Raw genomic sequence first — 25,299 nt, 5'->3', positions numbered from 1 at the left:
CTCAGTGCTCCCCCGTCTTCGTGGCCTGCGAGGCCTCGAGGTCGGCGAGGAAGCGGTCGACCACTGCGGTCGACTTGGCGTCGTCCTTGAGGGACTCACCGATCACACCGGACGCGAGGTCCAGCGCGAGGGTGCCCACTTCGGACCGGAGTGCCTGGACGGCGCTCTGGCGCTCGGCCTCGATCTGCGCCTGGGCGTTGGCCGTGATGCGTGCTGCATCGGCGGCCGCCTGCTCGCGGACCTCGTTGCCGATCGCCGTGGCGTCGGCGCGGGCCTGCTCACGGATGCGCGAAGCCTCGGCACGTGCGTCGGCGAGCTGCTTGTTGTACTCGTCGAGCGCAGCAGCGGCCTGCTCCTGAGCGGCCTCGGCCTTCTTGATGCCGCCCTCGATGGCCTCGGTGCGCTCATCGAGCATCTTCGTGATGCGCGGCGTGACGACACGCCACATCACCAGGAAGATGATGACGAAGGCGAGCGCCGACCACACGATGTCGTACACCGGCGGGATCAGCGGATTGTGCGCTTCCTCCGCCGCGATGATGAGTGCGTTCTGCATCGAGGAACCTTAGTTGGTGAAGATGAAGTACGTGGCGATACCGATGAAGGCCAGGGCCTCGGTGAAGGCGATACCGATGTACATGAGGGTCGTCAGGCGGCCCTGGAGCTCGGGCTGGCGAGCGACGGACTCGATCGTCTTACCGACGACGATGCCGACACCGATGGCCGGGCCGATCGCTGCGAGGCCGTAGCCAACCGTCGCGATGTTGCCGTTGATCTCCGCGAGAACGGTCGTTGCGTCCACGTGTTTTCCTTTCGAGGTGCGGGTCCGACGGTCGCCGGTCCCGTAGGGGGTCAGTGAGGAATCAGTGCTCGTCGGCCAGCGCCAGCTGGATGTAGACGGCGGTGAGGAGCATGAAGACGTAGGCCTGCAGCAGCGCGACGAGGACCTCGAAGAAGCTGAACGCGATGCCGAACGCGATGGTCCCGACGCCGAAGGCCTTGAAGCCGAGCGAAGCGTCGAAGAAGAAGAACTGCGTGGCCGAGAAGAACAGCACGAGGAGCAGGTGCCCCACGACCATGTTCATCAGGAGTCGCAGCGTCAGGGTGACGGGACGGAGCACGAAGGTGGAGACGAGCTCGATCGGCGTCACGATGATGTACAGCGGCCACGGCACCCCGGGCGGGAAGAGCGAGTTCTTGAGGAACGTGCCCGGGTGCTTGCGGAGGCCGGCGTAGATGAAGGCGAGGTACGCGACGATCGCCAGGATCATCGGCATCGCGATGCGGCTGGTGCCGGCGAGGTTCATGAACGGGACCAGACCGGTCAGGTTCATGAACAGCACGCCGAAGAAGATCGTCGCCAGGAGCGGCAGGAAGCGCTTGCCGTCCTTCTCTCCGAGGTTGTCGAAGGTGTTGCGACGGACGACGTCGAACGCGTACTCGATGAACGCCTGACCGCGGTTCGGCACGAGCTTCAGTGCACGGGTGCCCACGAACGCGAACACCAGGAGCACGGCGACGGCGAAGAAACGGATGAGGACGAGCCGATCGATCTCGAACGGCGTCCCTGCCCACAGAAGAGCATCGGGGAAGAACTCGTTGATCGACGGACCATGGAACTCGGCGGCCTTGCTGCTCCCCGCCGCGACGGTGTCAACCGCAGCGGAGAGGGACAGGGGAAGAGCGTGGGATAGCAGCGCTGTCTCCTGTGTCGGCGCGCGCACATCATGGCACGCGATGGTGGACGTTGTGGAGGCTCGTCCGCCCCGAGCGAAAGGCTCCGGTAGCGGACTTCGAGAAGCCTATCAGGTGCGAGAGGCTTCCCGGCTTCTCAGACGCGGGGGGTCGGGTTCCCAGCGTCCGCGGAGTCGTCGAGGCCGTCCCCCGGCAGCCGGACGCCGATCGGGGTGCGGGCCTTCGCGACGGCGACGACGTCGATCACCAGGGAGCCGACGACCCCCGCGATGATCACGATCGCCAGCACCGGGAAGTCGACCCAGTCGCGGTCCTTGAGCAGGACCAGCAGCACGATGAAGACGATGAACTTGAGCAGCCAGGTGCCCATCACGATGCCGAAGAAGGCACCCGAGATCATCTGCCCCTTCGACACGCGCAGCGCGACGAGGACACTGACCGCGGTGAGCCCGAGGAACACGACGCTCAGCACGGCGCCGAGCAGTCCCCCGACCAGCCCGGGGCCGTCCGCGACGAGGAACCCGATGAGCCCGCCGACCACCGCGAGGGCGACGGCGAGGACCGCACCCCAGGTGATGATGCGGCGGAACACCGGCCGGACGTGGTCGAGCGCGTTCGGTGCGGTCACGTGATGTCTCCAGGGATCGTGCGGTCGTTGGCGGCCCGGTCGAGCGGGTCGAGGCTGGCGTCCACCACGGCGGCGGAGCGGTTGGCGGTCTGGGCGGCGATCTCGGTGCGTTTCCGGCCGAGCGGCGCGAAGGTCGCGACGGCGCAGACGGTGAAGCCGACGGACACGAAGACGACGACCCAGTACCAGTCCACGAAGAGGAACAGCAGGCACCCGAAGGCGACGGTCGCGGTCCACGCGTAGAAGATCAGCACCGCGTGGAAGTGCGAGTGCCCCATGTCGAGGAGGCGGTGGTGCAGGTGCTTCCGGTCGGCCGAGAACGGCGACTTGCCCGCGCTGAGCCGTCGGGTGACCGCGAGACCGAAGTCCAGGATCGGGACGATCAGGATCGCGAACGGCAGCAGGATCGGGATGAACGCCGGCAGCAGCGCCTGGCGTGTCTGCACCGCCGCCGGGTCGATGTTGCCCGTGACCGAGACCGCGCTCGTGGCCATCAGGAACCCGACGAGCAGCGCACCGGCGTCGCCCATGAAGAGCTTGGCGGGGTGCCAGTTCAGGATGAGGAAGCCGAAGCAGGCCCCGACGAGGACCGCGGTGAGCAGCGAGGGCAGGTTGAAGAAGAACTCGGTCTGGACGACCACGCGGTTGATGAAGAACGTGTAGAGGAAGAAGACCCCGCCGGCGATGATCGCGACGCCGGCCACCAGGCCGTCGAGCCCGTCGATGAAGTTCACCGCGTTCATCACGAGCACCACCGCCAGCACGGTGAAGATCAGGCTCATGTACGACGAGCCGACGCCCAGCGTGTTGCCGATGGGCAGCGAGACGATCGCGACGCCCTGCCAGGCGAGGATGCCCGCCGCGATGATCTGCCCGGCGAGCTTCGTCATCCAGTCGAGGTCCCAGATGTCGTCCGCGACACCGAGGACCACGATGATGGTCGCTCCCCCGAGCACCGCGAGCACGCGACCCGGTTCGGAGAACACCAGCCGGAAGTAGTCGGTCCCCGCTATCGACGGGAACAGGAACCAGGCCGCGAGCAGCGAGACGATGACGCCGATGTACATCGCGATGCCACCGAGCCGTGGCGTCGGGGTGCGGTGCACGTCCCGCTCGCGGACCTGCGGGTACCACTTGTACTTCAGCCCGAGCTTCCAGACGATCAGGCTCATCACGAAGCTCACGACCGCGGCGATGGCCCCCGCGAGCAGGTAGTACTTCATGTGACGAGGTCGGCTCCGACGACCCGGATGATCTCCTCGTCGGGGATCACCCCGTGCCGGACGATGCGGAGCTTCCCGCCGTCCGACAGCCCGGTGGCGTCGACGATCGTCGACCCGGTGCTGGCCTCGAAGCCGTCGTGCACCTCGACGGGTCCACCGTCCAGGTAGATCGCGACGCTGTCACCGAGCATGCGCTCGGCGGCGTCGACGTCCATCGCGGCCGGGTCGCCCGTGGAGTTCGCGGACGAGACCGCCAGGGGCCCGACCTCCTGCAACAGCTCGAGGGCGATCCGTGAGTCCGGCATCCTCAGGGCCACCGTGCCCCGCGTCTCGCCGAGGTCCCAGTCGAGCGACGGCTGTGCGTGCAGGATGACGGTCAGCCCGCCCGGCCAGAGCTCGGCCACCAGGTCGCGCACCGGCTGCGGGACCTCGCTGGCGAGGGCGTCGAGCGTGGGCGGACCGGGGATGAGCACGGGCGGCGGCGACTGCCGCGTGCGGCCCTTCGCGTCGAGCAGCCGCTGCACGGCCGTCGCGCTGAAGGCGTCCGCGGCGAGGCCGTAGACGGTGTCGGTGGGGACCACGACGAGCTCTCCGCGTCCGAGGGCGGCACGTGCGAGCCGCATCCCGGTCAGGAGCCCGTCGGAGTCGGTGCAGTCGTATCGGGATGCCATGACTCGACGATGATAGTGCGACACAATGGTGGACATCGTGAACGAGACGCCCGCACCCCCGCTCCTGTTCCTCTTCGACATGGACGACGTCCTGGTCCGGTACGACTGGCAGGTGCGCATGGCCGCACTCTCCGAGTTCACCGGACACGAGTTCCAGGAGCTCCGTCGCCGCTGGTGGGACTGCGGTCACGAGATGCGTGCCGAGGCCGGTGGGTTCGCCGACGGCGACGAGTACCTCGCCGCGTTCGAGCGCGCGATGGAGTGCGACGTCCCCGAGGCCGACTGGGCCCGAATCCGCGGATCCGCCATGACCGAGCTGCCGGAACGCATCGAGGCGGTCCGGATCGCGAGCGAGCACGGGCGTGTCGGGCTGCTCACCAACAACGGTCCACTCGCCGGCCGCTGGATCCACGAGTGGGCGCCGTCCCTGCCCGAGGTCTTCGGCGAGCACCTGGACACGTCGAGCAACTTCGGCGCACGGAAGCCCGAGCCGGAGGTCTTCCAGCGGGCGATCGCCCACCACGGGGTCCCCGCGGAGCGCACCTTCTTCGCCGACGACATGCCCGAGAACATCGCGGGTGCGCGGAGCGTCGGCATCCACGCGGTCCTGGTCGAGCACGACACCGACCTGCGGGAGCACGTCCGCGCCTTCGTCGCGGCGCAGCAGCGCGAGGCCTCCCCCGTCGCGTAGCCCGCCACGCCCGTTCCTTCCCATCGCGGTCGCGCTGGAAAGCAAGAACGGGCATACCTGGTCATTCCGAACGACCCGGTACGCCCGATCCCACCAGGGACGCCCGGATCCACCCGGCACACGCACGCGGCCGAGCGACGGGAGGCCCGCCCACGCCCGCCACGCCCGATCCTTCCCATCGCGGTCGCGCTGGAAAGCAAGAACGGGCACACCTGGTCATCCCGGACGACCCGGTACGCCCGATCCCACCAGGTACGCCCGGATCCACCCGGCACACGCACGCGCGGCCGAGCGACGGGAGGCCCGGCTCGCCCCCGTCTAGCGCGTCGCGGTGGTCGTGCGGTCGCGCCCCGTCAGGTCGACGTGCGTCTCCGGGGTGCGGAACCCCCGGCGCGCCAGGACCTCCCGGACGCCGGCGCCCTGCGGCTCGGCGTGCTCGATGACCAGGACTCCCCCGGGCACCAGCAACCGCCAGGCCGTCGCGGCGAGAGCCCGGACGGCGTCGAGGCCGTCGGGCCCGCCGTAGAGGGCCATCGCCGGGTCGTGGTCGCGGACCTCGGGGTCGATCGGGATCGCGTCATCCGGCACGTACGGCGGGTTCGACACGACGACGGACACGGTGCCGTCGAGTTCCGGCAGCGCGTCGGCGAGGTCGCCCTCGACGAGCCGGACCGTCCCACCGTGGGCGTCGACGTTCCGCCGGGTCCACGGCAGGGCCTCGGCCGACCGCTCGACGGCGTAGACCACGGCGTTCGGCACCTCGGTGTCCATCGCGATCGCGATCGCACCGCTGCCGGAGCCCAGGTCCACGGCGATCGGCTCGGGGACCGCGGTCGCCCGCAGCGCGTCGATGCCGAACTGCACGACGCCCTCGGTCTCCGGACGGGGCACGAACACGCCCGGTCCGACGGCCAGGGTGAGCGCACGGAAGTACGCCTGCCCGGTGATGTGCTGCAGCGGCTCACGGGTGGCACGGCGGGCGACGGCGTGCCGGAAGCGCTCGACGTGCTCCGGGGCGATGCCGCCGCCGATCAGCGCACGGGCCTGGACGGCTCCGCGCGAGGTGTCGGTCGCCCACGCGAGCAGCAGCTCCGCGTCGACCCGGGGCGTCGGCACGCCGACGGCGACGAGCGCCGCGGTCGCCTGCTCGAGCAGGCGATCCGCGGCGTACGTAAGGGGCGTGTCGGCGGTGATCCGGGCCTCCAGGCTGGGTGTGCGCTTACGCGTCCTGGTCGCCGATGGCGGCCAGACGTGCCTCTTCGTCCGCCTGGATGGCGGACTGGATGACGGGCTCGAGGGCACCGTTCATCACGCGGTCGAGGTCGTACGCCTTGTAGCCGGTGCGGTGGTCCGCGATCCGGTTCTCCGGGAAGTTGTACGTGCGGATGCGCTCCGAACGGTCCATCCCGCGGATCTGCGACTTGCGCGCGTCCGAGGCGATCGCGTCGAGCTCCTCCTGCTGGCGCGCGAGGATGCGTGCGCGGAGCACGCGCATGCCAGCCTCGCGGTTCTGCAGCTGCGACTTCTCGTTCTGCATCGCCACCGTGATGCCCGTGGGCAGGTGGGTGATGCGGACCGCGGAGTCCGTCGTGTTGACGGACTGCCCGCCCGGGCCGGAGGACCGGTAGACGTCGATCTTGAGGTCGTTCTGGTTGATCTGGACCTCTTCGGGCTCGTCCACCTCGGGGAACACCAGCACGCCGGTGGTCGAGGTGTGGATGCGCCCCTGCGACTCGGTCTGCGGCACACGCTGGACGCGGTGCACACCGCCCTCGTACTTCAGGTGCGCCCAGACGCCCTGGGACGGATCGGTCGTGTTCGACTTGATCGCGACCTGGACGTCCTTGTAGCCACCCAGGTCGGACTCGGTGCGCTCGAGGAGCTCGACCTTCCAGCCCTTGGTCTCGGCGTAGTGCGAGTACATGCGCAGGAGGTCGGCCGCGAACAGCGCCGATTCCTCGCCGCCCTCGCCGCCCTTGATCTCCATGATGACGTCACGGCCGTCGTCGGGGTCGCGCGGGATGAGCAGCCGGCGGAGACGCTCCTGGCGCTCCGACAGCTGCTCCTCGAGCCCGGGGACCTCGTCCGCGAACGCTGCGTCTTCACGGGCGAGTTCCTGGGCGGCGGCGAGGTCGTCCCCCGCCGCCTGCCAGGCCTCGTACGCGGACTTGATCTGGTTGAGCTCGGCGTACCGCCGGTTCACCTTCTTCGCCCGGGCCGCATCGGCGTGGAGCGCGGGGTCCGACAGCTGCTGTGTCAGGTCCTCGTGTTCCGCCAGCAGCCCCGCTACCGACTCGAACACGCGTTACTCCTGGTGGCCGTTGTGGTGGGCGCCGGTCGAGGGGACCGACTTCTGCACCTGCACCAGGAACTCGACGTTCGACTGCGTCTCCTTGAGGTTCCGCAGCACGATCTCGAGGGCCTGCTGCGGGTCGAGCCCGGCGAGGGCCCGGCGCAGACGCCAGGTGATCTTGACCTCGTCGGCGGAGAGCAGCTGCTCCTCGCGACGGGTGCCCGAGGCGTTCACGTCGACGGCGGGGAAGATCCGCTTGTCGGCGAGGTGACGGTTCAGGCGGAGCTCCATGTTGCCGGTGCCCTTGAACTCCTCGAAGATGACCTCGTCCATCTTGGAGCCGGTCTCGACGAGCGCGGTCGCGAGGATGGTCAGCGAGCCACCGTCCTCGATGTTGCGCGCGGCACCGAAGAAGCGCTTCGGCGGGTAGAGCGCCGCCGAGTCGACGCCACCGGAGAGCACACGGCCCGACGGCGGGGTCGACAGGTTGTACGCACGGCCCAGGCGGGTGATCGAGTCGAGCAGCAGCACGACGTCGTGGCCCAGCTCCACCAGACGCTTCGCACGCTCGATGGCGAGCTCGGCGACGGTGGTGTGGTCCTCGGCGGGACGGTCGAAGGTCGAGGCGATGACCTCGCCCTTCACCGTGCGCTGCATGTCGGTGACCTCTTCGGGCCGCTCGTCGACGAGGACGACCATCAGGTGCGCCTCGGGGTTGTTCTTGGCGACGGCGTTCGCGATGGCCTGCAGCACGACGGTCTTGCCGGCCTTCGGCGGCGAAACGATGAGACCGCGCTGGCCCTTGCCGATCGGCGACACGAGGTCGATGATGCGGGTCGACAGCTTGCCCGGCTCCGTCTCGAGGCGCAGGCGCTCGTTCGGGTACAGCGGGGTGAGGTCGTTGAAGTCGACGCGGGCCGCGGCCTCGTCGGCGGACTGGCCGTTGATCGACTCGACGGCGACGAGCGCGTTGTACTTCTGGCGGCTCTGCTGCTCGCCGTCACGCGGCTGCTTGATCGAACCGACGACGGCGTCGCCCTTGCGCAGGTGGTACTTCTTCACCTGGCCGAGGGAGACGTAGACGTCGCTCGGGCCCGGCAGGTACCCGGTGGTGCGGACGAACGCGTAGTTGTCGAGGACGTCGAGGATGCCCGCGATCGGGATCAGGACGTCGTCCTCGGTGACCTCGGGCTCGAAGTCGTCGTTCTGGCCGCCACGGCCGCGCTTGCGGTCGCGCTGGCGACGGCTGCGGCCGCTCTCGGCCTCGTCGGCGTGCTGTTGCTGCTGCTGCTTCTGCTGGCCGCTCGTCTGCTGCTTCTGCTGGCCGGCGTTCTGCTGCTGCTTCTGGTCGGCCTTGTCGTCCTGCTTGGCCTCGGCCTGCTTCGGCTGGTCGTTCTGCTTCTGGCCGCCGTTCTGCTGGCCGTTCTGCTGCTCGCCGCCGTTCTGCTTCTGCTGGCCGGCGTTCTGGCCGCCGTTCTGCTGCTCGGCGCCGTTCTGCTTCTGCTGGCCGCCGTTCTGCTGCTCGGCGCCGTTCTGCTGCTCGCCGTTCTCGGCGTTCTGGCCACGGCCACGACCGCGACCACGGCTGCGACGACCGCGACGCGAGCCGCCCTCGCCCTGCTCGGAGTTCTGGTCGCCCTGGTCGTTCTGGTCGCCGGACTCGTTCTGGTCCTGGTCGGCCTGGACGGCGGAGGTCGGGGCCTGCTGGCCCTGCTGGGCCGCCTGGCTCGGCTGCTCGGCCTCGGCGGGTGCCGACGCCTGCTGGCCCTGGTCGGCGGCGCGCTGCTCGGTGCCACGCTGGTCGGTGCCACGCTGCTCGGCGTTCCGCTGGCCACGGCCGCGACGCTGCGAGCCGGACTGCGCGGCTTCCTGGGCGTCCTTCTCGGCGCGGACCTGGTCGAGCCCGGCGAGGAGGTCCTCGGTGCCGGTCTGGCCGTGGTTGGTGTGCTCGGCGGCCGAGGTCGGCGCGGCGTTCACGGTGCCACCGGACGACGCGCGGCGCGAACGACGGGCACGGCTCGGGGCTGCCGACTCGGCGGGTGCCTCGGGGTCGGCGACGGGTGCCTCGGCAGCGGGCTGCGCGGGGGTCTCAGCGGGCTCCGGCAGGGTCGGCTGCTCGGTGGCGGCCGGCTCGGCGGGGGTCTCGGCGACGGCGGCGGCCGGGGCGGCCGGCGTCTCGTCGACGGGACGCTTGTCCTCGATGGAGGCGATCAGGTCGCCCTTGCGGAGCTTGGAGAGCCCGGTGATGCCGAGCGAGGAGGCGATGCGCTGGAGCTCCGGGAGACGGAGGGCACGCAGATCGCTGGGGATCTCCACCTGGGCGGAGTTGTTGTCGGTCAAGGTCGGTGTTTCCTTTCGAACCGCAGAACGCGGAGAGTTTCCACCGTCCCGGATGCAGGGTGAGCATCGACCGCCGTTCAGACGACGGATCGGGATTCGGTGATCAGAAAGAGATGCACACTCGCGCACCGGACCCTGCGACGTCGCAGGAGCTGTCCTGAGGACGAGCGATCCGTACGGTTACGCGGGTTCGGCTTCGAGCGCCGAGTGCGCTGCCACTGTAGCACCACCGAGATCGACGGCCAGCATGAGCGGCCGCCAGTCGGATTCGGCGTGTCGCTGCACCAGTTCGGCGGCGGTCAGGCGCTGTGCCGGGTCGCTGCCGAGGACGAGCAGGCTCGGCCCGGCACCGGAGACCACCGCGGCGAGGCCGTGCTGTCGGAGCAACCGGATCAGGGCGTCGGTCTCGGGCATGGCGCTGGCGCGGTACGCCTGGTGCAGACGGTCCTCGGTCGCGGCGAGCAGCAGCTCGGGGCTCTGGATGAGCGCCGCGACGAGCAGCGCCGAGCGGGAGACGTTGAACGCGGCGTCGGCGTGCGGGACCTGCTCGGGCTGCAGGGAGCGCGCGAGCTTGGTCGAGAGCGTCGAGGTCGGCACGAACACCACCGGGGCGACACCGCGGTGCACCAGGAGCCGCTTGTAGGCCGGGCCCTCGGCGGTCATCCACGCGATCGTCAGGCCGCCGAAGAGCGCCGGCGCGACGTTGTCCGGGTGGCCCTCCATCTCGGTGGCCAGGGTCAGGAGCGTCGAGGCGTCCAGGTCGACGACGCCCTCGAGCAGACCACGGGCCGCCATCAGCCCGGCGACGATCGCCGCGGCGGAGGAACCGAGACCGCGGCCGTGCGGGATCGCGTTCGTGGCGTGCAGCTCGAGACCGGGCTGGTCGACACCGGCGTGCTCCAGGCCACGGCGGACCGCACGGACGACGAGGTTCGTGTCGTCCGTGGCGACCTCACCGGCACCGACGCCCTCGACCGTGACGGTCGCGCCGGGTTCGGAGCGCACGCGCACCACGACCTCGTCGTAGAGCGAGAGCGCGAGGCCGAGCGAGTCGAAGCCGGGGCCGAGGTTCGCCGACGTGGCCGGTACCCGGACGCGGACCGCCGATCCGGTCGGCAGCGCACGGACCGCCCGTCCGGCCGGTACAGCACTGCGGGCGGTCATGCCCTCACCCGGTCCGGACGAGCGGTCGGAGATCACTGCTCGCTGACCAGACCGAGCACGTCGGCGATCGACTTCGTGTCGACCGGCACGCTCGTCGGGGTGACCTCGCCGCCGTCCGGCGTGCGGAGGGCCCACTGCGGGTCCTTCAGGCCGTGGCCCGTGACCGTGATGACGACCTTCGCGCCCTTCGGCACGACACCGGCGTCGGCACGCTCGAGGAGCCCGGCGACACCGATGGCTGATGCGGGCTCGACGAAGACGCCGACCTCGGCAGACAGGATGCGGTGTGCGGCGAGGATGGCCTCGTCGGTGATGGCACCGAAGTAGCCGTCGGTCTCCTCCCGCGCCTCGAGCGCGAACTGCCACGAGGCCGGGTTGCCGATGCGGATCGCCGACGCGATCGTGTCGGGGTGCCGGACGACCTCGCCGTGCACGATCGGGGCGGAACCCGCGGCCTGGAACCCGAACATGCGGGGCAGCTTGGTGCTGCGGCCGGCGGCGACGTCCTCGCGGTAGCCGCGCGAGTACGCGGTGTAGTTGCCCGCGTTGCCGACGGGCAGGAAGTGGAAGTCCGGTGCGTCACCGAGGACGTCGACGACCTCGAACGCGGCGGTCTTCTGCCCCTCGATGCGGTCGTTGTTGACGGAGTTGACGAGGTGCACCGGGTAGTTCGCCGCCAGGTCGCGGGCGATGTCGAGGCAGTCGTCGAAGTTGCCCTGCACCTGCAGCAGCTGGGCGTCGTGGGCGACGGCCTGGCTGAGCTTGCCCATGGCGATCTTGCCCTCGGGCACGAGGACCGCAGCGGTGATGCCGGCGTGCGTGGCGTACGCGGCGGCCGAGGCGCTGGTGTTGCCGGTCGAGGCGCAGATGACGGCCTTCGCGCCGTGCTCGACGGCCTTCGAGATCGCCATCGTCATGCCGCGGTCCTTGAACGAACCCGTCGGGTTCATGCCCTCGAACTTCACGTAGACCTCGGCGCCGGTGCGCTCGGAGAGCCGACGAGCCGGGATGAGCGGCGTGCCGCCCTCACCGAGCGTGACGATGGGCGTCGCCTCGGTCACGTCGAGTCGGTCGGCGTACTCGCGCAGGACTCCCTGCCACTGGTGGGCCATCAGGCTTCTCTCTCTGTCCGGTGGGGTGGATCTTTTGGTGGTGCGGCTGGGTGGACCGGCTGGTCGGCCTGGAGGCCCGTGGTCGCGTCAGCGACCGACGACGCGCAGGACGCTGGTGACGTCCAGGACGACGTCCTCGCCGCGGAGGGCGACGACGGTGTCCGCCAGGTCAGCCTCGCGCGCCAGGTGGGTGCCGATGACGAGCGTCGCGGTCCCCTCGGCTGCGCCGGTGGTGGTCTGCTCGACCGTCTCGACACTGACGCCGTGCTTCGCGAGCACGCCGGCGACCGTCGACAGCACGCCGGGGGCGTCCGTGACGTGCAGGGTGATCTGGTAGCTCGTGCGGACGGTGCCGATCGGGAACACCGGCAGCTCGGACTGCGTCGACTCGGCGACACCCGGGCCGCCGATGACGTGCCGGCGGGCCGCGGAGACCAGGTCGCCGAGGACCGCCGAGGCCGTCTCGATGCCACCGGCACCCGCGCCGTAGAACATCAGGTCGCCGGCGGCCTCGGCCTCGACGAACACGGCGTTCTTCGCACCGTGGACGCTCGCGAGCGGGTGCGACTCGGGCACGAGGGCCGGGTAGACGCGGGCGCTGACGCCCTCGCGGCCGTCCTCGTCGGTGAGCCGCTCGGCGGTCGCCAGGATCTTCACGACGTAGCCGGCCTTGCGGGCGGCGCGGACCTGGTCGATCGTGACGTGGGTGATGCCCTCGCGGTGCACGGCGGCGAGCGGCACCGAGGTGTGGAACGCCAGCGAGGCCAGGATCGCGGCCTTCTGCGCGGCGTCGTAGCCCTCGACGTCGGCGGTCGGGTCGGCCTCGGCGTAGCCCAGCTCCGTCGCGGTGGCCAGGGCGTCCTCGAACGTGGAACCCTTGCGGTCCATCAGGTCGAGGATGAAGTTCGTGGTGCCGTTGACGATGCCCATGATCCGGACGATGCGGTCACCGGCGAGCGAGTCGTGCAGCGGACGGATGATCGGGATCGCCCCGGCCACGGCGGCCTCGTAGTAGAGCTGCGCGCCGACCTGCTCGGCCGCGGCGAAGAGCTCCGGGCCGTGGGTCGCGAGCAGCGCCTTGTTGCCGGTGACGACGTCCGCGCCCGACTGCAGGGCCTGGAGCACGAGGGTGCGTGCCGGCTCGATGCCGCCGATGAGTTCGACGACGATGTCCGCGCCGAGGATGAGCGATGCAGCGTCCGTGGTGAAGAGCTCCGCCGGCAGGTCGACGTCGCGCTGGGCGTCCACGTCGCGCACGGCGATCCCGACCAGCTCGAGCCCGGCACCGGCGCGCGAGGCCAGCTCGTCGCCGTGCTCGAGGAGCAGTCGCGCGACCTGGGAACCGACCGAGCCGGCCCCGAGCAGCGCGACACGGACGTTGCGGTATTCGATCATCTGGTAGCGGTTCCTGTCGGTGGGGGTGCGCCCTGCGGGGTGGGCGGACCCGGTCGGGTCGGGGGTCAGCGGCCGGTGCCGTCGGTGGGCACGGCGGCGACCCCGGTGTCACGGGCGAGGAGGTCGTCGATCGTCTCGCCCCGCACGAGGATACGGGCTGTGCCGTCCGCGACGGCGACGACCGGCGGGCGGCCCACGTGGTTGTAGTTGCTCGACAGCGCCCAGCAGTAGGCCCCGGTGGCCGCGACGGCGAGCAGGTCACCGCGCTGCACGTCGCCGGGCAGGTACTCGTCGTTGACCACGACGTCGCCGCTCTCGCAGTGCTTGCCGACGACGCGGCTCAGCACCGCCGGGGCGTCCGAGGTGCGGGCGAGCCGGGCCGTGTAGTCGGCGCCGTACAGGGCGGGACGGATGTTGTCGCTCATCCCGCCGTCGACCGAGACGTACGTGCGGGTCGCGCTGCCGCCGTCGTCGGTCTCGAGCGTGACGGGCTTGATCGTGCCGACGCGGTAGAGCGTCACCCCGGGCGGGCCGATGATGTAGCGGCCCGGCTCGACGGCGATGTCCGGCACCGGGATGCCGCGCTCGGCGCAGGCCTCGCCGATGATCGTGGCCAGTGCCTCCGCGACGTCCTCGGGGGCGAAGGCCGAGTCGGCCTCGGTGTAGTCGATGCCCCAGCCGCCGCCGAGGTTCAGCTCGGGCACCGGCCCGGAGGCCACGAGCGTCGCGTGCACGTCCATGAGTCGACGTGCGGCCTCGCGGAAGCCGGCGTCGTCGAAGATCTGCGAGCCGATGTGCGAGTGCAGCCCGACGAAGGCGAGCGAGGGCTCGGCGCGGACGGCTGCCGCGGCCTCGACGGCCTCGGACAGCGGGATGCCGAACTTCTGGTCCTCGCGAGCGGTCGCCAGGTACTCGTGGGTGGACGCGTGCACACCGGTGTTGATCCGGATGCGCACGCGCTGCACGACGCCGGCGTCGGCGGCGGCACGGGCGACGCGCTGCACCTCTTCGTGGCTGTCGAGCACGATCGTGCCGATGCCGACCTCGACCGCGCGGGCGATCTCGGCGTCGGACTTGTCGTTGCCGTGGAAGCCGAGCCGGCCGGGGTCGATGCCGCCGGCCAGGGCGACCGCGAGCTCACCGGCGGTGCAGACGTCCACGCGCAGGTCGGCCTCGGCCATCCACGCGACGACCTGCGTCGTCAGGAAGGCCTTGCCGGCGTAGTAGACGTGCGCGTGGCTGCCGATGCGCTCGAACGCCTCGGCGAACGCGTTCCGGACACGGACGGCACGGGACTGGACGTCACGCTCGTCGACGACGTACAGGGGCGTCCCGAACTGCGCGACCAGGTCCGTCGCGCTGATGCCGCCGATCGCCAGGGTGCCGTCGTCGGTCCGCGTCGCGGACGCGGGCCAGATGCGGTCCACCAGTTCGGAGGCGTCCGTCGGGAACCGCAGCCGCGGCGGTGCAAGGGGGTTCTCGCTCACGGGACCCGATCCTACCGACGCGAGCCGTTCCTCCAGGCCGCGTTACGCACCCGTCCGCTCAGCCGCAGCTGCCGACCGTCCGCAGGCCGTCCTCGTTGAGCGGTAGCGCGTCCGCGGTGATCCGGACCGTCGCGTCCGACTTCGACACGTCGAGCGAGCGCACCCGCAGCGCCTCGGGCAGGAACTGCGCGGTGCAGACCTGCACCGGGACGCCGGTGACGCCCGGGATCGAGTCGACCTTGAGGCCGAGGTCGGAGTTCGTGATCCGGACGCTCTCAGGGGTGATCGAGATGCCGCGGCCGTCGTCCTGCGCGACGACGGCACCCTTGGCGGCGTAGGTGATGTCGTAGCCGAGCACCGACGACGACCCCGTCAGTTCGACGCCGCCGTCGACCAGGTTCAGCCGGTCGAACAGCGGGCTGTACTTCGCCAGGTCCTTGACGCTCGACGACGCCAGGGTGACCGTGCCGTCGACGTCGCGGACGTCGCCCTTGCCGTCCACCGGCACGTCCTGCGCGGTGACGTCGGCGGCGAGCGGGATGCCGTCCACCGTGAGCTTCTCCGAGGAGATCTCGACGCGGTCGAGCGTGCCGCTGATGAGCTGCGGGATGACGATGCCCTCCGCGTGGGCGTCGACCTCGCCGGTCGTGCCGTCCGGTAGCGACTGCTCGACCTGCTGGGCGATGATCCGGTCGACGACGCCGCGCAGCACGAACTCGGCGACGACGACGAGGGCGGCGAGCACGACGACGACCACGAGCAGGACGACGGGCCAGCGGCGGCGCGTGGTGGGGCGTTCGGTGGCTGCGGGCATGCGTCCTACCCTGCCAGCCCGTCCCGGCAGCCTGCCTGGAGGCCCGGTGCGCGTCCGGCGCAGCGGCGGCCGGGAAGCAAAACACCGGTGTTCGCGCTCGACACCGCGGAATGCCGGTGTTCGGTGCGCGAACACCGGTGTCTTGCGGAAGGAGTACCGCTACATGCGGGACGGCGCCGACACGCCGAGCAGGCCGAGGCCGTTCCGGACGACCTGGCCGGTGGCGTCGTTCAGCCACAGGCGCGTGCGGTGCAGGTCGGTCACGGGCTCGTCGCCGAGGGGCGTGACACGGCAGGAGTCGTACCAGCGGTGGTACAGGCCGGCCAGCTGCTCGATGTACCGCGCGATGCGGTGCGGCTCGCGCAGCTCGGCTGCGTGCCGGACCACCCGCGGGTACTCGGCGAGGGCTCCGAGGAGCGCGCTCTCCGACTCGTGGGTCAGCAGCGCGGCGTCGAACACCGACCGGTCGACCCCGGCCGCCGCGGCGTTCCGGGCCACCGACTGCGTGCGGGCGTGGGCGTACTGCACGTAGAAGACGGGGTTGTCGTTCGTGCGCTTCGTGAGCAGGTCGAGGTCGATGTCGATCGCGGTGTCGCTGGCGAAGCGGACCAGGGCGTACCGGCCGGCGTCGACGCCGACGGCGTCGACGAGGTCCTCCATCGTGACGATGGTGCCGTTGCGCTTCGACATGCGCATCGGCTCGCCGTCCTTGAGCAGGTTGACCATCTGCCCGATCAGGATCTCGAGGTTCTTGCCGGGCTCGTCCCCGAACGCGGCGCACATCGCCATCATCCGGCCGACGTAGCCGTGGTGGTCGGCGCCGAGCATGATCAGGTTCCGCTCGAACCCGCGCTCGCGCTTGTCGAGGTAGTACGCCAGGTCGCCGGCGATGTACGCGGGCTCGCCGTCCGACTTGATGACGACGCGGTCGCGGTCGTCGCCGAAGTCGGTCGTGCGGAGCCACTCGGCGCCCTCGGCCTCGTACATCACGCCGGCCGACCGCAGCCGGGCGATCGCACGCTCGACGGCCTTCGACTCGTGCAGGGCGTTCTCGTGGAAGTAGACGTCGAAGTCGACGCCGAAGTCGTGCAGCGACGACTTGATGTCCGCGAACATGAAGTCGACGCCCTCGCGACGGAAGAGCTCCTGCGCCTCGTCGCGCCGCAGGTCGCGGACGTCGATGCCCGGCTCGAGGGTCGCGATGACCCGTGCCGCGATCTCGGCGATGTAGGCGCCGCCGTAGCCGTCCTCGGGCGTGGGCTCACCGAGTGCGCTGGCGACGAGGGAGCGGGCGAACCGGTCGATCTGCGCGCCGTGGTCGTTGAAGTAGTACTCGCGGGTGACGAGCCCGCCCTGCGCCTGGAACACGCGGGCCAGGCTGTCGCCGACCGCGGCCCAGCGGACGCCGCCCATGTGGATCGGGCCGGTGGGGTTGGCGGAGACGAACTCCAGGTTGATCCGGACGCCGTCGTACAGGTCGCCGGTGCCGAAGGACTCGCCGCCGTCCACGATGGTGCGCGCGATCTCGCCAGCGGCGGCCGCCTCGAGCGTGATGTTGATGAAGCCGGGGCCGGCGACGTCGACGGAGTCCACACCGTCGAGCTCGGTCAGCTCGCCGGCGATCTCGGTCGCGAGCTCGCGCGGGTTCGTGCCGAGCCGCTTCGCGAGCTGCATGGCCGCGTTCGAGGCCCAGTCGCCGTGGGCGCGGTTCTTCGGACGCTCGAGCACCACGTGGGACTCCTCGATCGTCACGGTCTCGGACGCGCCTCGGCGCTCGACGATCCCGGTCAGGATCGACAGGTACGCGGCGGAGAGTTCGGCAGGAGTCACGAGGACCGATCCTACCGGGACGCCCAGGTCCGCACCGGTCGATGCAGCATCATGTCGGGATGACCCCCCGCAGCCGTGCCCGGGCGCTCACCGTCGCCACCCTCACCACCGCAGCAGCCGTCGTGCTCGCCGGGTGCTCGGGCGGCGGGGACAGCACCCCGTCGGCCAGCGCGACCCCGGCGGGCAAGCCGGTGTCGCAGACCTGCGCGGAGCTCCTGCCGACCAGCGCACTGTCGGTGTACGGGCAGACCTTCGAGCTCGACGACTCCTTCACCCCGGCGAAGGGCTCCCCCGCCGCGACCATCGCGAAGCAGCAGGGTCGCGTGTGCCGGTTCGTCAGCACCGACGCGGACGCCACGGCGATCACGCTCGCGGTCGCCGACCTGCCTGAGAAGTCGCTCACCAACCTGAAGGACGCCCTGTACGAGCGGGGCGGGTCTGTCCCCACCTACCGCGTGGAGGGCTACTTCGCCCTGAGCGGCGACGTCGGCCGCGCCGATGCCTTCGCCGACCCGTACTGGATCACCGCGCAGTCGACGCTGTTCACCGAGCCGGGTGGGGCGCAGCCCGTCGTCGACGCGGTGCACGCTGCGCTGCAGCCGTCCGGGTCGGCGACGGCGACGCCCGCGGGCTGACGGGGCCGCGCCGGCACGGTGCGAGGTCCGCCGTCCGGTGCGAGGTTGCGCGCGTGGTGCGCGCGTGCAGCGCCGCACGGAACGCGGAACCTCGCACCGGCTCGCGACGGACGCACGGTGCGGACGGGAGGGCCGTGGCGGGTCCGCACCGCGCCTCCCGGCCGGCGGCGGCCACGCACGGTGCCGGGTCCGCCGTCCGGTGCGAGGTTCCGCACGTGGTGCGCGCTTGCAGCGCCGCACGGAACACGGAACCTCGCACCGGATCGCGACGGACGCACGGTGCGGACGGGAGGCCCGTGGCAGGCCCGCACCGCGCCTCCCGGCCGGCGGCGGCCACGCACAGTGCCGTGTCCGTCGTCTGGTGCGAGGTTGCGCACGTGGTGCGCGCTTGCAGCGCCGCACGGAACGCGGAACCTCGCACCGGATCGCGACGGACGCACGGTGCGGACGGGAGGCCCGTGGCGGGCCCGCGCCGCGCCTCCAGGCCGGCGGCGGCCACGCACCGTGCCGTGTCCGTCGTCTGGTGCGAGGTTGCGCACGTGGTGCGCGCTTGCAGCGCCGCACGGAGCGCGGGACCTCGCACCGGCTCGTGACGCTCGCACGGTGCCGGGTCCGCCATCTGGTGCGAGGTTCCGTGCGTCGTGCGCGCCTGCTGCGCCGCACGGGACACGGAACCTCGCACGGAATCGCGACGGATGCACGGTGCGGACGGGAGGCCCGTGGCGGGCCCGCACCGCGCCTCCCGGCCGTCCGACGGCACGTCCACAGCGCGACACGCGCTGTCCAGGACCACCCGCCGGACCTGCTACGGTTGTTGACACCCCTTGGCCCCCATAGCTCAGGGGATAGAGCACTGCCCTCCGGAGGCAGGGGCGGAGGTTCGAATCCTCCTGGGGGCACTGGAAAGTACGCCGAAGAGGTTCCCGAAGGGATCGAGCAGCTGGCAGAGCCGCTCTCCCGTGAACACCGTCTTCGGCCCCCGGTGCGCGACGGCACCGTTGGCGACCCAGTCCTCGACGACGGCGTCCACGTCGGGCACGGTCCAGTACGGCACCGTGCCGGACGGCCCCGGCGTGTTCAGTTCGTCGGTGCGGTGCAGCGTGAGGCGGACGCCCTCGATGTCGAACGCGACGAGCGCGCCACCACGCACGACCGGTTCGCGGCGGAGCCTGGCCGCGTACCAGGCGACCGCGGCCTCGAGGTCGTCGACGAACAGGAAGACGTTGCCGACCGGGCCGATCGGGAGCGGTGCTGTGGAGTCGTCGGGCACGGGGGTCCTCCTTCGTCGCGCGCCGCTCAGCGGTGCTCGACCCCGAGCGCCTGCGCGAGGAACGCGAGCGATCCGGGCAGCGCGTGGTCGGTGTAGCCCTCGGCGTGCCGGAGACCGGGGATCAGCTGCAGCGTGTTCGGGACGCCGACCGCGGCGAGCGCCGCCTGCAGGGCGATCGGGTCCGACCGCGGGACCCACTCCTCCAGCGAGTTGGCGAGGTAGACGGGGCCCGTCGACGCCGTCACGTGCTCGATCGTGGACGCCGCGGCGAGCGCCGACCGGTCGCCGCCGACCTCCTGCAGGATCACCCAGCGGAGGAACGGGTCGTCCCGCCCGGTCTGGTCGATGTCGGCGCTCCGCATCGCGTCGAGGTCCTGGGTCGTCGGCGCCGCGGAGACCGTGCCGTCGGTCGCGCGGATGATCTCGGCGAGGCCGAAGATCCCGGACCAGCTCACGGAGGGACGGCCGGTCGCGATGCCGCCCTCGACGGCGAGGTTCCCGCCGGCGGACCCGCCGAAGAAGGCGACCTTGTTCCGGTCGAAGGGGACGTCGGACTGCAGCGCCCACTCGTACGCGGTGAGCACGTCGTCCCTGCTCGCGGGGAACACGTCCGTCGGTGCCAGCCGGTAGTTCGGGACGAAGACCGTGAACCCGGCGTCGACGAGTCGGGCAGACAGGCCGTCCTCCTTGGACTTGTCCCCGCGGAACCAGCCGCCCCCGTGCACGAGCACGACGGCGCCGGTGCTCGGGGGCGATCCGGTGCTCGGGCTGTGGACGTCGAGGACCAGGGCGTCGTGCCGGTCCGAGTACCGCACGTCGCGGTCGATGTGGGGAGGTGGCTGGGTGGGCATCGGTGACGACCTTCCTCGGGTTCCCGACGCCGCGACCGGCGGCGGTTCGTGGAATCCGATTCTCATCGACCGTGTCACGGGGCGATTGGGTCGGATGACTCGATGCGGGTCGGTTCCGGGGCGAGGAGCCGCACAACCGGGTCCGGGTCAGCCCGGTAGCGTTCCGGCATGACGATGACGTTCCCGGTGCCCGGAGTCCACGCACTGCGGGGCGGCCCCGTGCTCCGGTGGGGTGTGATCGGCCCCGGGGAGATCGCGAACGACTTCACCGCGACGCTGCACGCGAACTCCGACCAGCGCGTGGTCGCCGTGGGGTCCCGCTCCCCCGAGCGTGCCGCGGCCTTCGCCGCCCGCCACGGCGTGCCCGGTGTGCACGGGTCGTACGAGGCCCTCGTGGCGGACCCGTCCGTCGACGTGGTCTACGTCGCCTCGCCGCACCCGCAGCACCTCGGGCACGCGTTGCTCGCGATCGCCGCCGGCAAGCACGTGCTCGTCGAGAAGCCGATGACGACCTCGGCGGCGGACACCCGCACCCTCGCCGACGCCGCACGGGCCGCGGGCGTCCTCGCGATGGAGGCGATGTGGACCCGGTACCTGCCGGGCACCACGGTCATCGCCCGTCTGCTCGCGGACGGGGTCCTCGGCGACGTCCGCCTCGCGACGGTCGACGTCGGGTGGCCGCACGACCCGGACCCGGCGGACCGGATGTTCGACCCCGCCGCGGGTGGGGGTGCTCTCCTCGACGCCGGCGTCTACGGGCACTGGTTTGCACGGTTCGCCACCGGCGCCCCGGTGACCAGCAGCACGACGGGGGCGGTCTCGGATCGCGGGGTGGACCTCCAGTCCGTCACGGTGTCGACGGCGGAGCGTGGCGCGCAGGCGGTGGTGGCCACGTCGATGACGGCGTGGACGCCGGGGCTGGCGGTGATCGCCGGGAGCCGGGCCACGGTCCGGTACACCGACCACTTCGTGTTCCCGGCGTCGTTCGCGGTGCACCACCCGGGTGGGGAGGACCACTGGGCGGAGCCGACGGGGCTGCGGGGTCGTCAGGGACTCGTGTGGCAGGCGGCGGCGCTGGCGCAGTACGTGGCGGACGGTCGCACGGAGTCCCCGGTGCACTCGCTGGACGACTCGGTCGGGATCGCGACGGCGCTCGACGCGGCCCGTGCGGCACTCGGCCCGACCGATGCGGCGCTCGGCCCGACCGGTGCGGCACCGTCCGTTCCCGAGCAGGACACCTCGACCCTCTAGGATCACGGGCCGGTCGTCCCGCACACGACCGGGAAGAGGCCTCGATGACCACCGGCACCGGGAACGCGCAGCTCGAACTCGCCCGCGGCGGCGACGCCCCCGCCCCACGGACCCTGTTCGACGTCCTGGCGGCGACCGCGGCGACCCACCCGGACGCGACGGCGCTCGAGGACCCCGCCGGCAGCGTCGACTACGCCGCCCTGCTCGACCTCGTGCGCGCGCAGGCCGACGACCTGGCACGCCGGGGCGTCCATCGGGGCGACCGGGTCGGGGTGCGGATCCCCTCCGGTGGGCGTGACCTGTACCTGTCGATCCTCGCCGTGCTCGCCGCCGGAGCGGCGTACGTGCCGGTCGACGCGGACGACCCCGAGGAGCGCGCCACCCTGGTGTTCGGCGAGGCCGGTGTCGTCGGGGTGATCGGCGCGGGCGGTGTCCTGCGCGACCGCGACGGCGCCGAGCTGCCGGTGACGGACCCTGCGGCGAGCGCCGAGCTCCCCCGTGAGACCGACGACGCGTGGATCATCTTCACGTCCGGGTCGACCGGGGTGCCGAAGGGTGTGGCGGTCACCCACCGCAGTGCAGCGGCGTTCGTGGACGCCGAGGCGCGGATGTTCCTGCAGGCGGCGCCGATCGGTCCGGGTGACCGGGTGCTGGCGGGGCTGAGCGTGGCGTTCGACGCGTCGTGCGAGGAGATGTGGTTGGCGTGGGGGCACGGCGCCGCGCTGGTGCCGGCACCCCGGTCGTTGGTGCGGACGGGGGTGGACCTGGGGCCGTGGCTCATCGCGCACACGATCACGGTGGTGTCGACGGTGCCGACGCTGGCGGCGTTGTGGCCGGACGATGCGCTGGAGCAGGTGCGGCTGGTGATCTTCGGTGGTGAGGCGTGCCCGCCGGAGCTGGCGGCGCGCATCGCGAGTCGTGACCGTGAGGTGTGGAACACGTACGGGCCGACCGAGGCGACGGTGGTGGCGTGCGGGTCCCTGCTCGACGGGAGCCAGCCGATCCGGATCGGGTTGCCGCTGGACGGGTGGGACCTGGCCGTGGTGGACGGTGCCGGGCAGCGGGTGGAGCCGGGCGGCGTCGGTGAGCTCGTGATCGGCGGCGTCGGGCTGGGGCGGTACCTGGACCCGGCGAAGGACGCGGAGAAGTACGCGCCGTTCCCGGAGCTCGGGTGGGAGCGGGCGTACCGGAGCGGGGACCTGGTGCGGTACGAGCCCGAGGGGCTGGTGTTCCAGGGGCGTGCGGACGACCAGGTGAAGCTCGGTGGCCGGCGGATCGAGCTCGGGGAGATCGATGCGGCGCTGCAGGCCCTGGACGACGTGGCGGGTGGGGCCGCGGTGGTGCAGCGGACCCCGGCGGGCAACCAGGTGCTGGTCGGGTACGTGGCTCCGGTGGCCGGGGCGACGGTGGACGTGGCTGCGGCGAACGCCCGGTTGCGGCAGGAGCTGCCGGCGGCGCTGGTGCCGTTGGTGGCCGTGGTGGAGTCGCTGCCGACGCGGACGTCGGGCAAGGTCGACCGTGCGGCGCTGCCGTGGCCGTTGCCGGGGGCGACGGACGCGGCGATGCTGCCGGACACGGTGGCGTGGATCGCCGAGCGGTGGTCGGCGATCCTGGGGGTGCCGGTGGCGAGCGTCGACGACGACTTCTTCGCGCACGGCGGTGGGTCGTTGACGGCGGCGCAGCTGGTGTCGGCCATCCGCGAGCGGTTCCCGACGACGACGGTGGCGGACGTGTACGACCACCCGCGGATCGGGGCGTTGGCGGCGGCGCTGGACGAGTCCGGCCCGGTCGAGGCGTCGTCGCGTGACGTCACGCCGGTGCCCCCGACGACGGGGCTGCTGATGACGCTGCTCGGGCTGCCGGTGCAGGTGCTCCGGGGGTTGCGGGTGCTGACGTGGACGGCCCTGGTGGCCGCGGTGCTGCACGCGACGACGCTGCCGTTCCTGCCGGTGCTGCCCTGGCCGGTGCTGGTGCTGGCGCTCCTGGTGTTCGTGACGCCGATCGGCAAGATGGCGCTGACGGTGGTGCTCGCGCGGCTGCTGCTCGCCGGGGTCCGGCCGGGGTCGTACCCCCGTGGCGGTTCGGTGCACCTGCGGGTCTGGCTGGCCGAGCGCATCGCCGAGGCGGTCGACGGCCCCTCGACGGCGGGCGCCCCGTGGATCAGCTACTACGCCCGGGCCCTCGGCGCGCGGATCGGCAGGGACGTCGACCTGCACACGCTGCCGCCGGTGACCGGGATGCTCACGATCGGCAAGCGTGCCTCGATCGAGCCCGAGGTCGACCTGGCCGGGCACTGGCTCGACGGCGACCTGTTCCACCTGGGGCACGTCCGCATCGACGAGGACGCCGTGGTGCGCAGCCGGACGACGCTGCTGCCCGGGGCGCACGTCGGCGCGGGTGCCGAGATCACCGCGGGTTCCGCCGTCGTCGGCCCCGTGCCCGCGGGCGAACGCTGGGCAGGGGCACCTGCGGAGCGCACCGGGTCGGCTCGTGACGACCGGGAGGCCCGTCCAGCGACCCGACGACGCTGGCTGCTCGCGTACGGGGCCGGGTCCCTGGCCGTGGCCGGGTTGCCGGTGGTCGGTGTCGCGGTCGGACTGCTGGTCGCCCTCGCCCTGGTCGGGCGGGCGTCGACCCTGGGCGACGCGGTGCTCCGTGCGCTGCTGACGATCCCCCTGGCGACGGTCGTCGCCGGTGCGGTGTACGCGCTGCTGGTGGTGGTCGCGGTGCGGCTGCTCGGCATCGGCCTGCACGAGGGACGGCACCCGGTGCGCTCCCGGATCGGCTGGCAGGTGTGGTCGACCGAGCGGGTGCTCGACGCGGCGCGCACCCTGCTGTTCCCGCTGTACGCATCACTCGTGACGCCGGTGTGGCTGCGACTGCTCGGCGCCCGGGTCGGTCGGGACACCGAGATCTCGACGGTGCTGCTCATCCCGGCGTTGACGCAGATCGCGTCGGGGGCGTTCCTGGCCGACGACACGATGGTGGCGACGTACGAGCTCGGCGGCGGTCGGGTGCGGATCGGTCGTTCGAAGGTCGGCCGTCGCGCGTTCCTCGGCAACAGCGGCATGACGGGGGCCGGACGCTCGGTGCCGCGCGAGGCCCTGGTGGCGGTGCTGTCCGCGGTGCCGAAGAAGGCCAAGCGCGGGTCGTCGTGGCTCGGGTCGCCCCCGGTGCGGCTGCGGCGAGCGGCGACGGAGTTCGACGAGGCGCGCACGTTCCGCCCGTCCAGGCGGCTCAAGGTCGCCCGCGGCTGCTGGGAGCTGCTGCGCCTGGTGGCCCCGATGGTCTCCGCCGCCATCGCGCTCGGCGTGGCCGGAGCACTGCTGGCGCTCTGGTCGGCCGTCGGGATCGGGTGGACGGTACTGCTCGCCGGACCGGTGCTCATCGCCGCCGGTGCCGTCGCCGCCGTGGTCTCGACGATCGCGAAGTGGGCGTTCGTCGGCCGGATCACCGCCCGGGAGCACCCGCTGTGGTCATCGTTCGTGTGGCGCAACGAGGTGCAGGACACCTTCGTCGAGACCGTCGCGCGCCCCTGGTTCGCCGAGCAGGCCACCGGCACCCCCGCGCTGGCCGTCTGGCTGCGGAGCCTCGGTGCGACGATCGGCCGCGGCACCTGGCTCGAGACGTACTGGCTACCCGAGGCCGACCTGGTCACCATCGGCTCCGGGGCTTCGGTGGCGCGGGGCACGGTCGTGCAGACGCACCTGTTCCACGACCGCGTGATGCAGCTCGACACCGTCCGGATCGACGCGGGTGCGACCCTCGGGCCGCACAGCGTGGTCCTGCCGGCGGCCGGCATCGGTGCCGGGGCGACCGTCGGGCCGTCCTCGCTCGTCATGCGCGGTGAGCAGGTGCCGACGGGTTCCCGCTGGTCCGGCAACCCGATCGCTCCGTGGACATCGGCAGCCCCCTCGGTGACCGCCCCACCGGCGCCATGAGGTTGACT

General features: G+C 71.8%; 20 protein-coding genes, 1 tRNA gene and 1 pseudogene. 5 read left to right on the top strand and 17 right to left on the bottom strand.

The genetic code is table 11. The annotated features are described in order from the left end of the window. Position 1: 1 nt before the first annotated feature. From DEJ06_RS05255 to DEJ06_RS05230, 6 genes are all read right to left on the bottom strand, one after another. The gene (locus DEJ06_RS05255; protein ID WP_110859012.1) at positions 2-556 is read right to left on the bottom strand and encodes a F0F1 ATP synthase subunit B; all 555 of its coding nucleotides are present in this window, start codon (positions 554-556) and stop codon (positions 2-4) included. A 9-nt stretch (positions 557-565) separates the two neighbouring features. Next, positions 566-802 carry an ATP synthase F0 subunit C gene (gene atpE, locus DEJ06_RS05250; protein WP_027465781.1) on the bottom strand — a complete coding sequence of 79 codons (237 nt, stop codon included), beginning with the start codon at positions 800-802 and terminating at the stop codon, positions 566-568. Between the two features lie 61 nt (positions 803-863). Then, positions 864-1,724 (bottom strand): F0F1 ATP synthase subunit A, encoded by an 861-nt coding sequence (gene atpB / locus DEJ06_RS05245; protein ID WP_258372469.1) that lies wholly within the window; start codon positions 1,722-1,724, stop codon positions 864-866. Between the two features lie 107 nt (positions 1,725-1,831). Next, positions 1,832-2,323 carry a hypothetical protein gene (locus DEJ06_RS05240; RefSeq protein ID WP_217499674.1) on the bottom strand — a complete coding sequence of 164 codons (492 nt, stop codon included), beginning with the start codon at positions 2,321-2,323 and terminating at the stop codon, positions 1,832-1,834. Next, a complete protein-coding gene (locus DEJ06_RS05235) occupies positions 2,320-3,546 on the bottom strand; it encodes an MraY family glycosyltransferase (RefSeq protein WP_027465783.1) in 1,227 nt (408 codons plus the stop codon). Before DEJ06_RS05235 ends, DEJ06_RS05240 begins: the two co-directional genes overlap by 4 nt. After that, positions 3,543-4,217, bottom strand: coding sequence for an L-threonylcarbamoyladenylate synthase (locus DEJ06_RS05230; RefSeq protein WP_111038624.1), 675 nt, complete (start codon positions 4,215-4,217; stop codon positions 3,543-3,545). The genes DEJ06_RS05235 and DEJ06_RS05230 overlap by 4 nt, the downstream gene beginning before the upstream one ends. Positions 4,218-4,254: 37 nt before the next feature. Between DEJ06_RS05230 and DEJ06_RS05225 the strand changes: the two genes are divergently transcribed. After that, positions 4,255-4,908 carry an HAD family phosphatase gene (locus DEJ06_RS05225; RefSeq protein WP_139196861.1) on the top strand — a complete coding sequence of 218 codons (654 nt, stop codon included), beginning with the start codon at positions 4,255-4,257 and terminating at the stop codon, positions 4,906-4,908. Positions 4,909-5,226: 318 nt separating this feature from the next. Here the strand turns inward: DEJ06_RS05225 and prmC are convergent, their stop codons facing one another. From prmC to argS, 9 genes are all read right to left on the bottom strand, one after another. Continuing rightward, a complete protein-coding gene (gene prmC / locus DEJ06_RS05220) occupies positions 5,227-6,024 on the bottom strand; it encodes a peptide chain release factor N(5)-glutamine methyltransferase (RefSeq protein WP_375537724.1) in 798 nt (265 codons plus the stop codon). A gap of 103 nt (positions 6,025-6,127) precedes the next feature. Beyond that, entirely contained in the window at positions 6,128-7,210 is a 1,083-nt protein-coding gene (prfA, locus tag DEJ06_RS05215) for a peptide chain release factor 1 (protein WP_017885756.1), read from the bottom strand. 3 nt (positions 7,211-7,213) lie between these two features. Continuing rightward, positions 7,214-9,541 carry a transcription termination factor Rho gene (gene rho / locus DEJ06_RS05210; RefSeq protein WP_111038623.1) on the bottom strand — a complete coding sequence of 776 codons (2,328 nt, stop codon included), beginning with the start codon at positions 9,539-9,541 and terminating at the stop codon, positions 7,214-7,216. A 180-nt stretch (positions 9,542-9,721) separates the two neighbouring features. Then, on the bottom strand, positions 9,722-10,705 hold the full coding sequence (gene thrB / locus DEJ06_RS05205; protein ID WP_181422633.1) for a homoserine kinase: 984 nt from the start codon (positions 10,703-10,705) through the stop codon (positions 9,722-9,724). Between the two features lie 32 nt (positions 10,706-10,737). After that, positions 10,738-11,817, bottom strand: a complete 1,080-nt coding sequence (thrC, locus tag DEJ06_RS05200) for a threonine synthase (RefSeq protein WP_071404606.1) — start codon at positions 11,815-11,817, stop codon at positions 10,738-10,740. A gap of 87 nt (positions 11,818-11,904) precedes the next feature. Continuing rightward, positions 11,905-13,212: a homoserine dehydrogenase gene (locus DEJ06_RS05195; RefSeq protein WP_111038622.1), complete on the bottom strand. Its 1,308-nt coding sequence runs from the start codon at positions 13,210-13,212 to the stop codon at positions 11,905-11,907. 65 nt (positions 13,213-13,277) lie between these two features. After that, the gene (gene lysA / locus DEJ06_RS05190) at positions 13,278-14,699 is read right to left on the bottom strand and encodes a diaminopimelate decarboxylase (RefSeq protein ID WP_111038621.1); all 1,422 of its coding nucleotides are present in this window, start codon (positions 14,697-14,699) and stop codon (positions 13,278-13,280) included. A 58-nt stretch (positions 14,700-14,757) separates the two neighbouring features. Further along, entirely contained in the window at positions 14,758-15,513 is a 756-nt protein-coding gene (locus DEJ06_RS05185; RefSeq protein ID WP_111033762.1) for an LmeA family phospholipid-binding protein, read from the bottom strand. Positions 15,514-15,672: 159 nt separating this feature from the next. Next, positions 15,673-17,343 (bottom strand): arginine--tRNA ligase, encoded by a 1,671-nt coding sequence (gene argS / locus DEJ06_RS05180; RefSeq protein WP_111038620.1) that lies wholly within the window; start codon positions 17,341-17,343, stop codon positions 15,673-15,675. Positions 17,344-17,402: 59 nt separating this feature from the next. Here argS and DEJ06_RS05175 point away from each other — a divergent pair, with 59 nt between their 5' ends. Both DEJ06_RS05175 and DEJ06_RS05170 read left to right on the top strand, forming a co-directional pair. After that, complete coding sequence (locus DEJ06_RS05175) at positions 17,403-17,978, top strand: hypothetical protein (protein ID WP_111038619.1); 576 nt, start codon at positions 17,403-17,405, stop codon at positions 17,976-17,978. Between the two features lie 827 nt (positions 17,979-18,805). Continuing rightward, a tRNA-Arg gene (locus DEJ06_RS05170) sits at positions 18,806-18,877 on the top strand. 26 nt (positions 18,878-18,903) lie between these two features. Here the strand turns inward: DEJ06_RS05170 and DEJ06_RS18700 are convergent. Next, a pseudogene (locus tag DEJ06_RS18700) lies at positions 18,904-19,248 on the bottom strand (VOC family protein); the annotation flags it as partial. Between the two features lie 26 nt (positions 19,249-19,274). After that, positions 19,275-20,099: an alpha/beta hydrolase gene (locus tag DEJ06_RS05165; protein WP_181436814.1), complete on the bottom strand. Its 825-nt coding sequence runs from the start codon at positions 20,097-20,099 to the stop codon at positions 19,275-19,277. Between the two features lie 168 nt (positions 20,100-20,267). On the opposite strand from DEJ06_RS05165, the gene DEJ06_RS05160 reads away from it, so the two are divergent. Both DEJ06_RS05160 and DEJ06_RS05155 read left to right on the top strand, forming a co-directional pair. Continuing rightward, on the top strand, positions 20,268-21,350 hold the full coding sequence (locus tag DEJ06_RS05160) for a Gfo/Idh/MocA family protein (RefSeq protein WP_258372468.1): 1,083 nt from the start codon (positions 20,268-20,270) through the stop codon (positions 21,348-21,350). 44 nt (positions 21,351-21,394) lie between these two features. Further along, entirely contained in the window at positions 21,395-25,291 is a 3,897-nt protein-coding gene (locus tag DEJ06_RS05155) for a Pls/PosA family non-ribosomal peptide synthetase (protein WP_111038617.1), read from the top strand. Positions 25,292-25,299 lie beyond the last annotated feature (8 nt).

Source organism: Curtobacterium sp. MCLR17_051 (assembly GCF_003234395.1).
Taxonomy (GTDB): domain Bacteria; phylum Actinomycetota; class Actinomycetes; order Actinomycetales; family Microbacteriaceae; genus Curtobacterium; species Curtobacterium flaccumfaciens.
Note: the sequence above shows the minus strand (reverse complement) of the source record. Positions and strands in the feature narration are given on the sequence as shown.

Excerpts from the sequence above, each read along its gene's own strand:
- DEJ06_RS05255 (WP_110859012.1), bottom strand. The coding sequence starts at position 556 with ATGCAGAACGCACTCATCATCGCGGCGGAGGAAGCGCACAATCCGCTG.
- DEJ06_RS05235 (WP_027465783.1), bottom strand. The coding sequence starts at position 3,546 with ATGAAGTACTACCTGCTCGCGGGGGCCATCGCCGCGGTCGTGAGCTTC.
- DEJ06_RS05230 (WP_111038624.1), bottom strand. The coding sequence starts at position 4,217 with ATGGCATCCCGATACGACTGCACCGACTCCGACGGGCTCCTGACCGGG.
- thrB (WP_181422633.1), bottom strand. The coding sequence starts at position 10,705 with ATGACCGCCCGCAGTGCTGTACCGGCCGGACGGGCGGTCCGTGCGCTG.
- thrC (WP_071404606.1), bottom strand. The coding sequence starts at position 11,817 with ATGGCCCACCAGTGGCAGGGAGTCCTGCGCGAGTACGCCGACCGACTC.
- DEJ06_RS05195 (WP_111038622.1), bottom strand. The coding sequence starts at position 13,212 with ATGATCGAATACCGCAACGTCCGTGTCGCGCTGCTCGGGGCCGGCTCG.
- DEJ06_RS05185 (WP_111033762.1), bottom strand. The coding sequence starts at position 15,513 with ATGCCCGCAGCCACCGAACGCCCCACCACGCGCCGCCGCTGGCCCGTC.
- DEJ06_RS05175 (WP_111038619.1), top strand. The coding sequence starts at position 17,403 with ATGACCCCCCGCAGCCGTGCCCGGGCGCTCACCGTCGCCACCCTCACC.
- DEJ06_RS05165 (WP_181436814.1), bottom strand. The coding sequence starts at position 20,099 with ATGCCCACCCAGCCACCTCCCCACATCGACCGCGACGTGCGGTACTCG.
- DEJ06_RS05160 (WP_258372468.1), top strand. The coding sequence starts at position 20,268 with ATGACGATGACGTTCCCGGTGCCCGGAGTCCACGCACTGCGGGGCGGC.
- DEJ06_RS05155 (WP_111038617.1), top strand. The coding sequence starts at position 21,395 with ATGACCACCGGCACCGGGAACGCGCAGCTCGAACTCGCCCGCGGCGGC.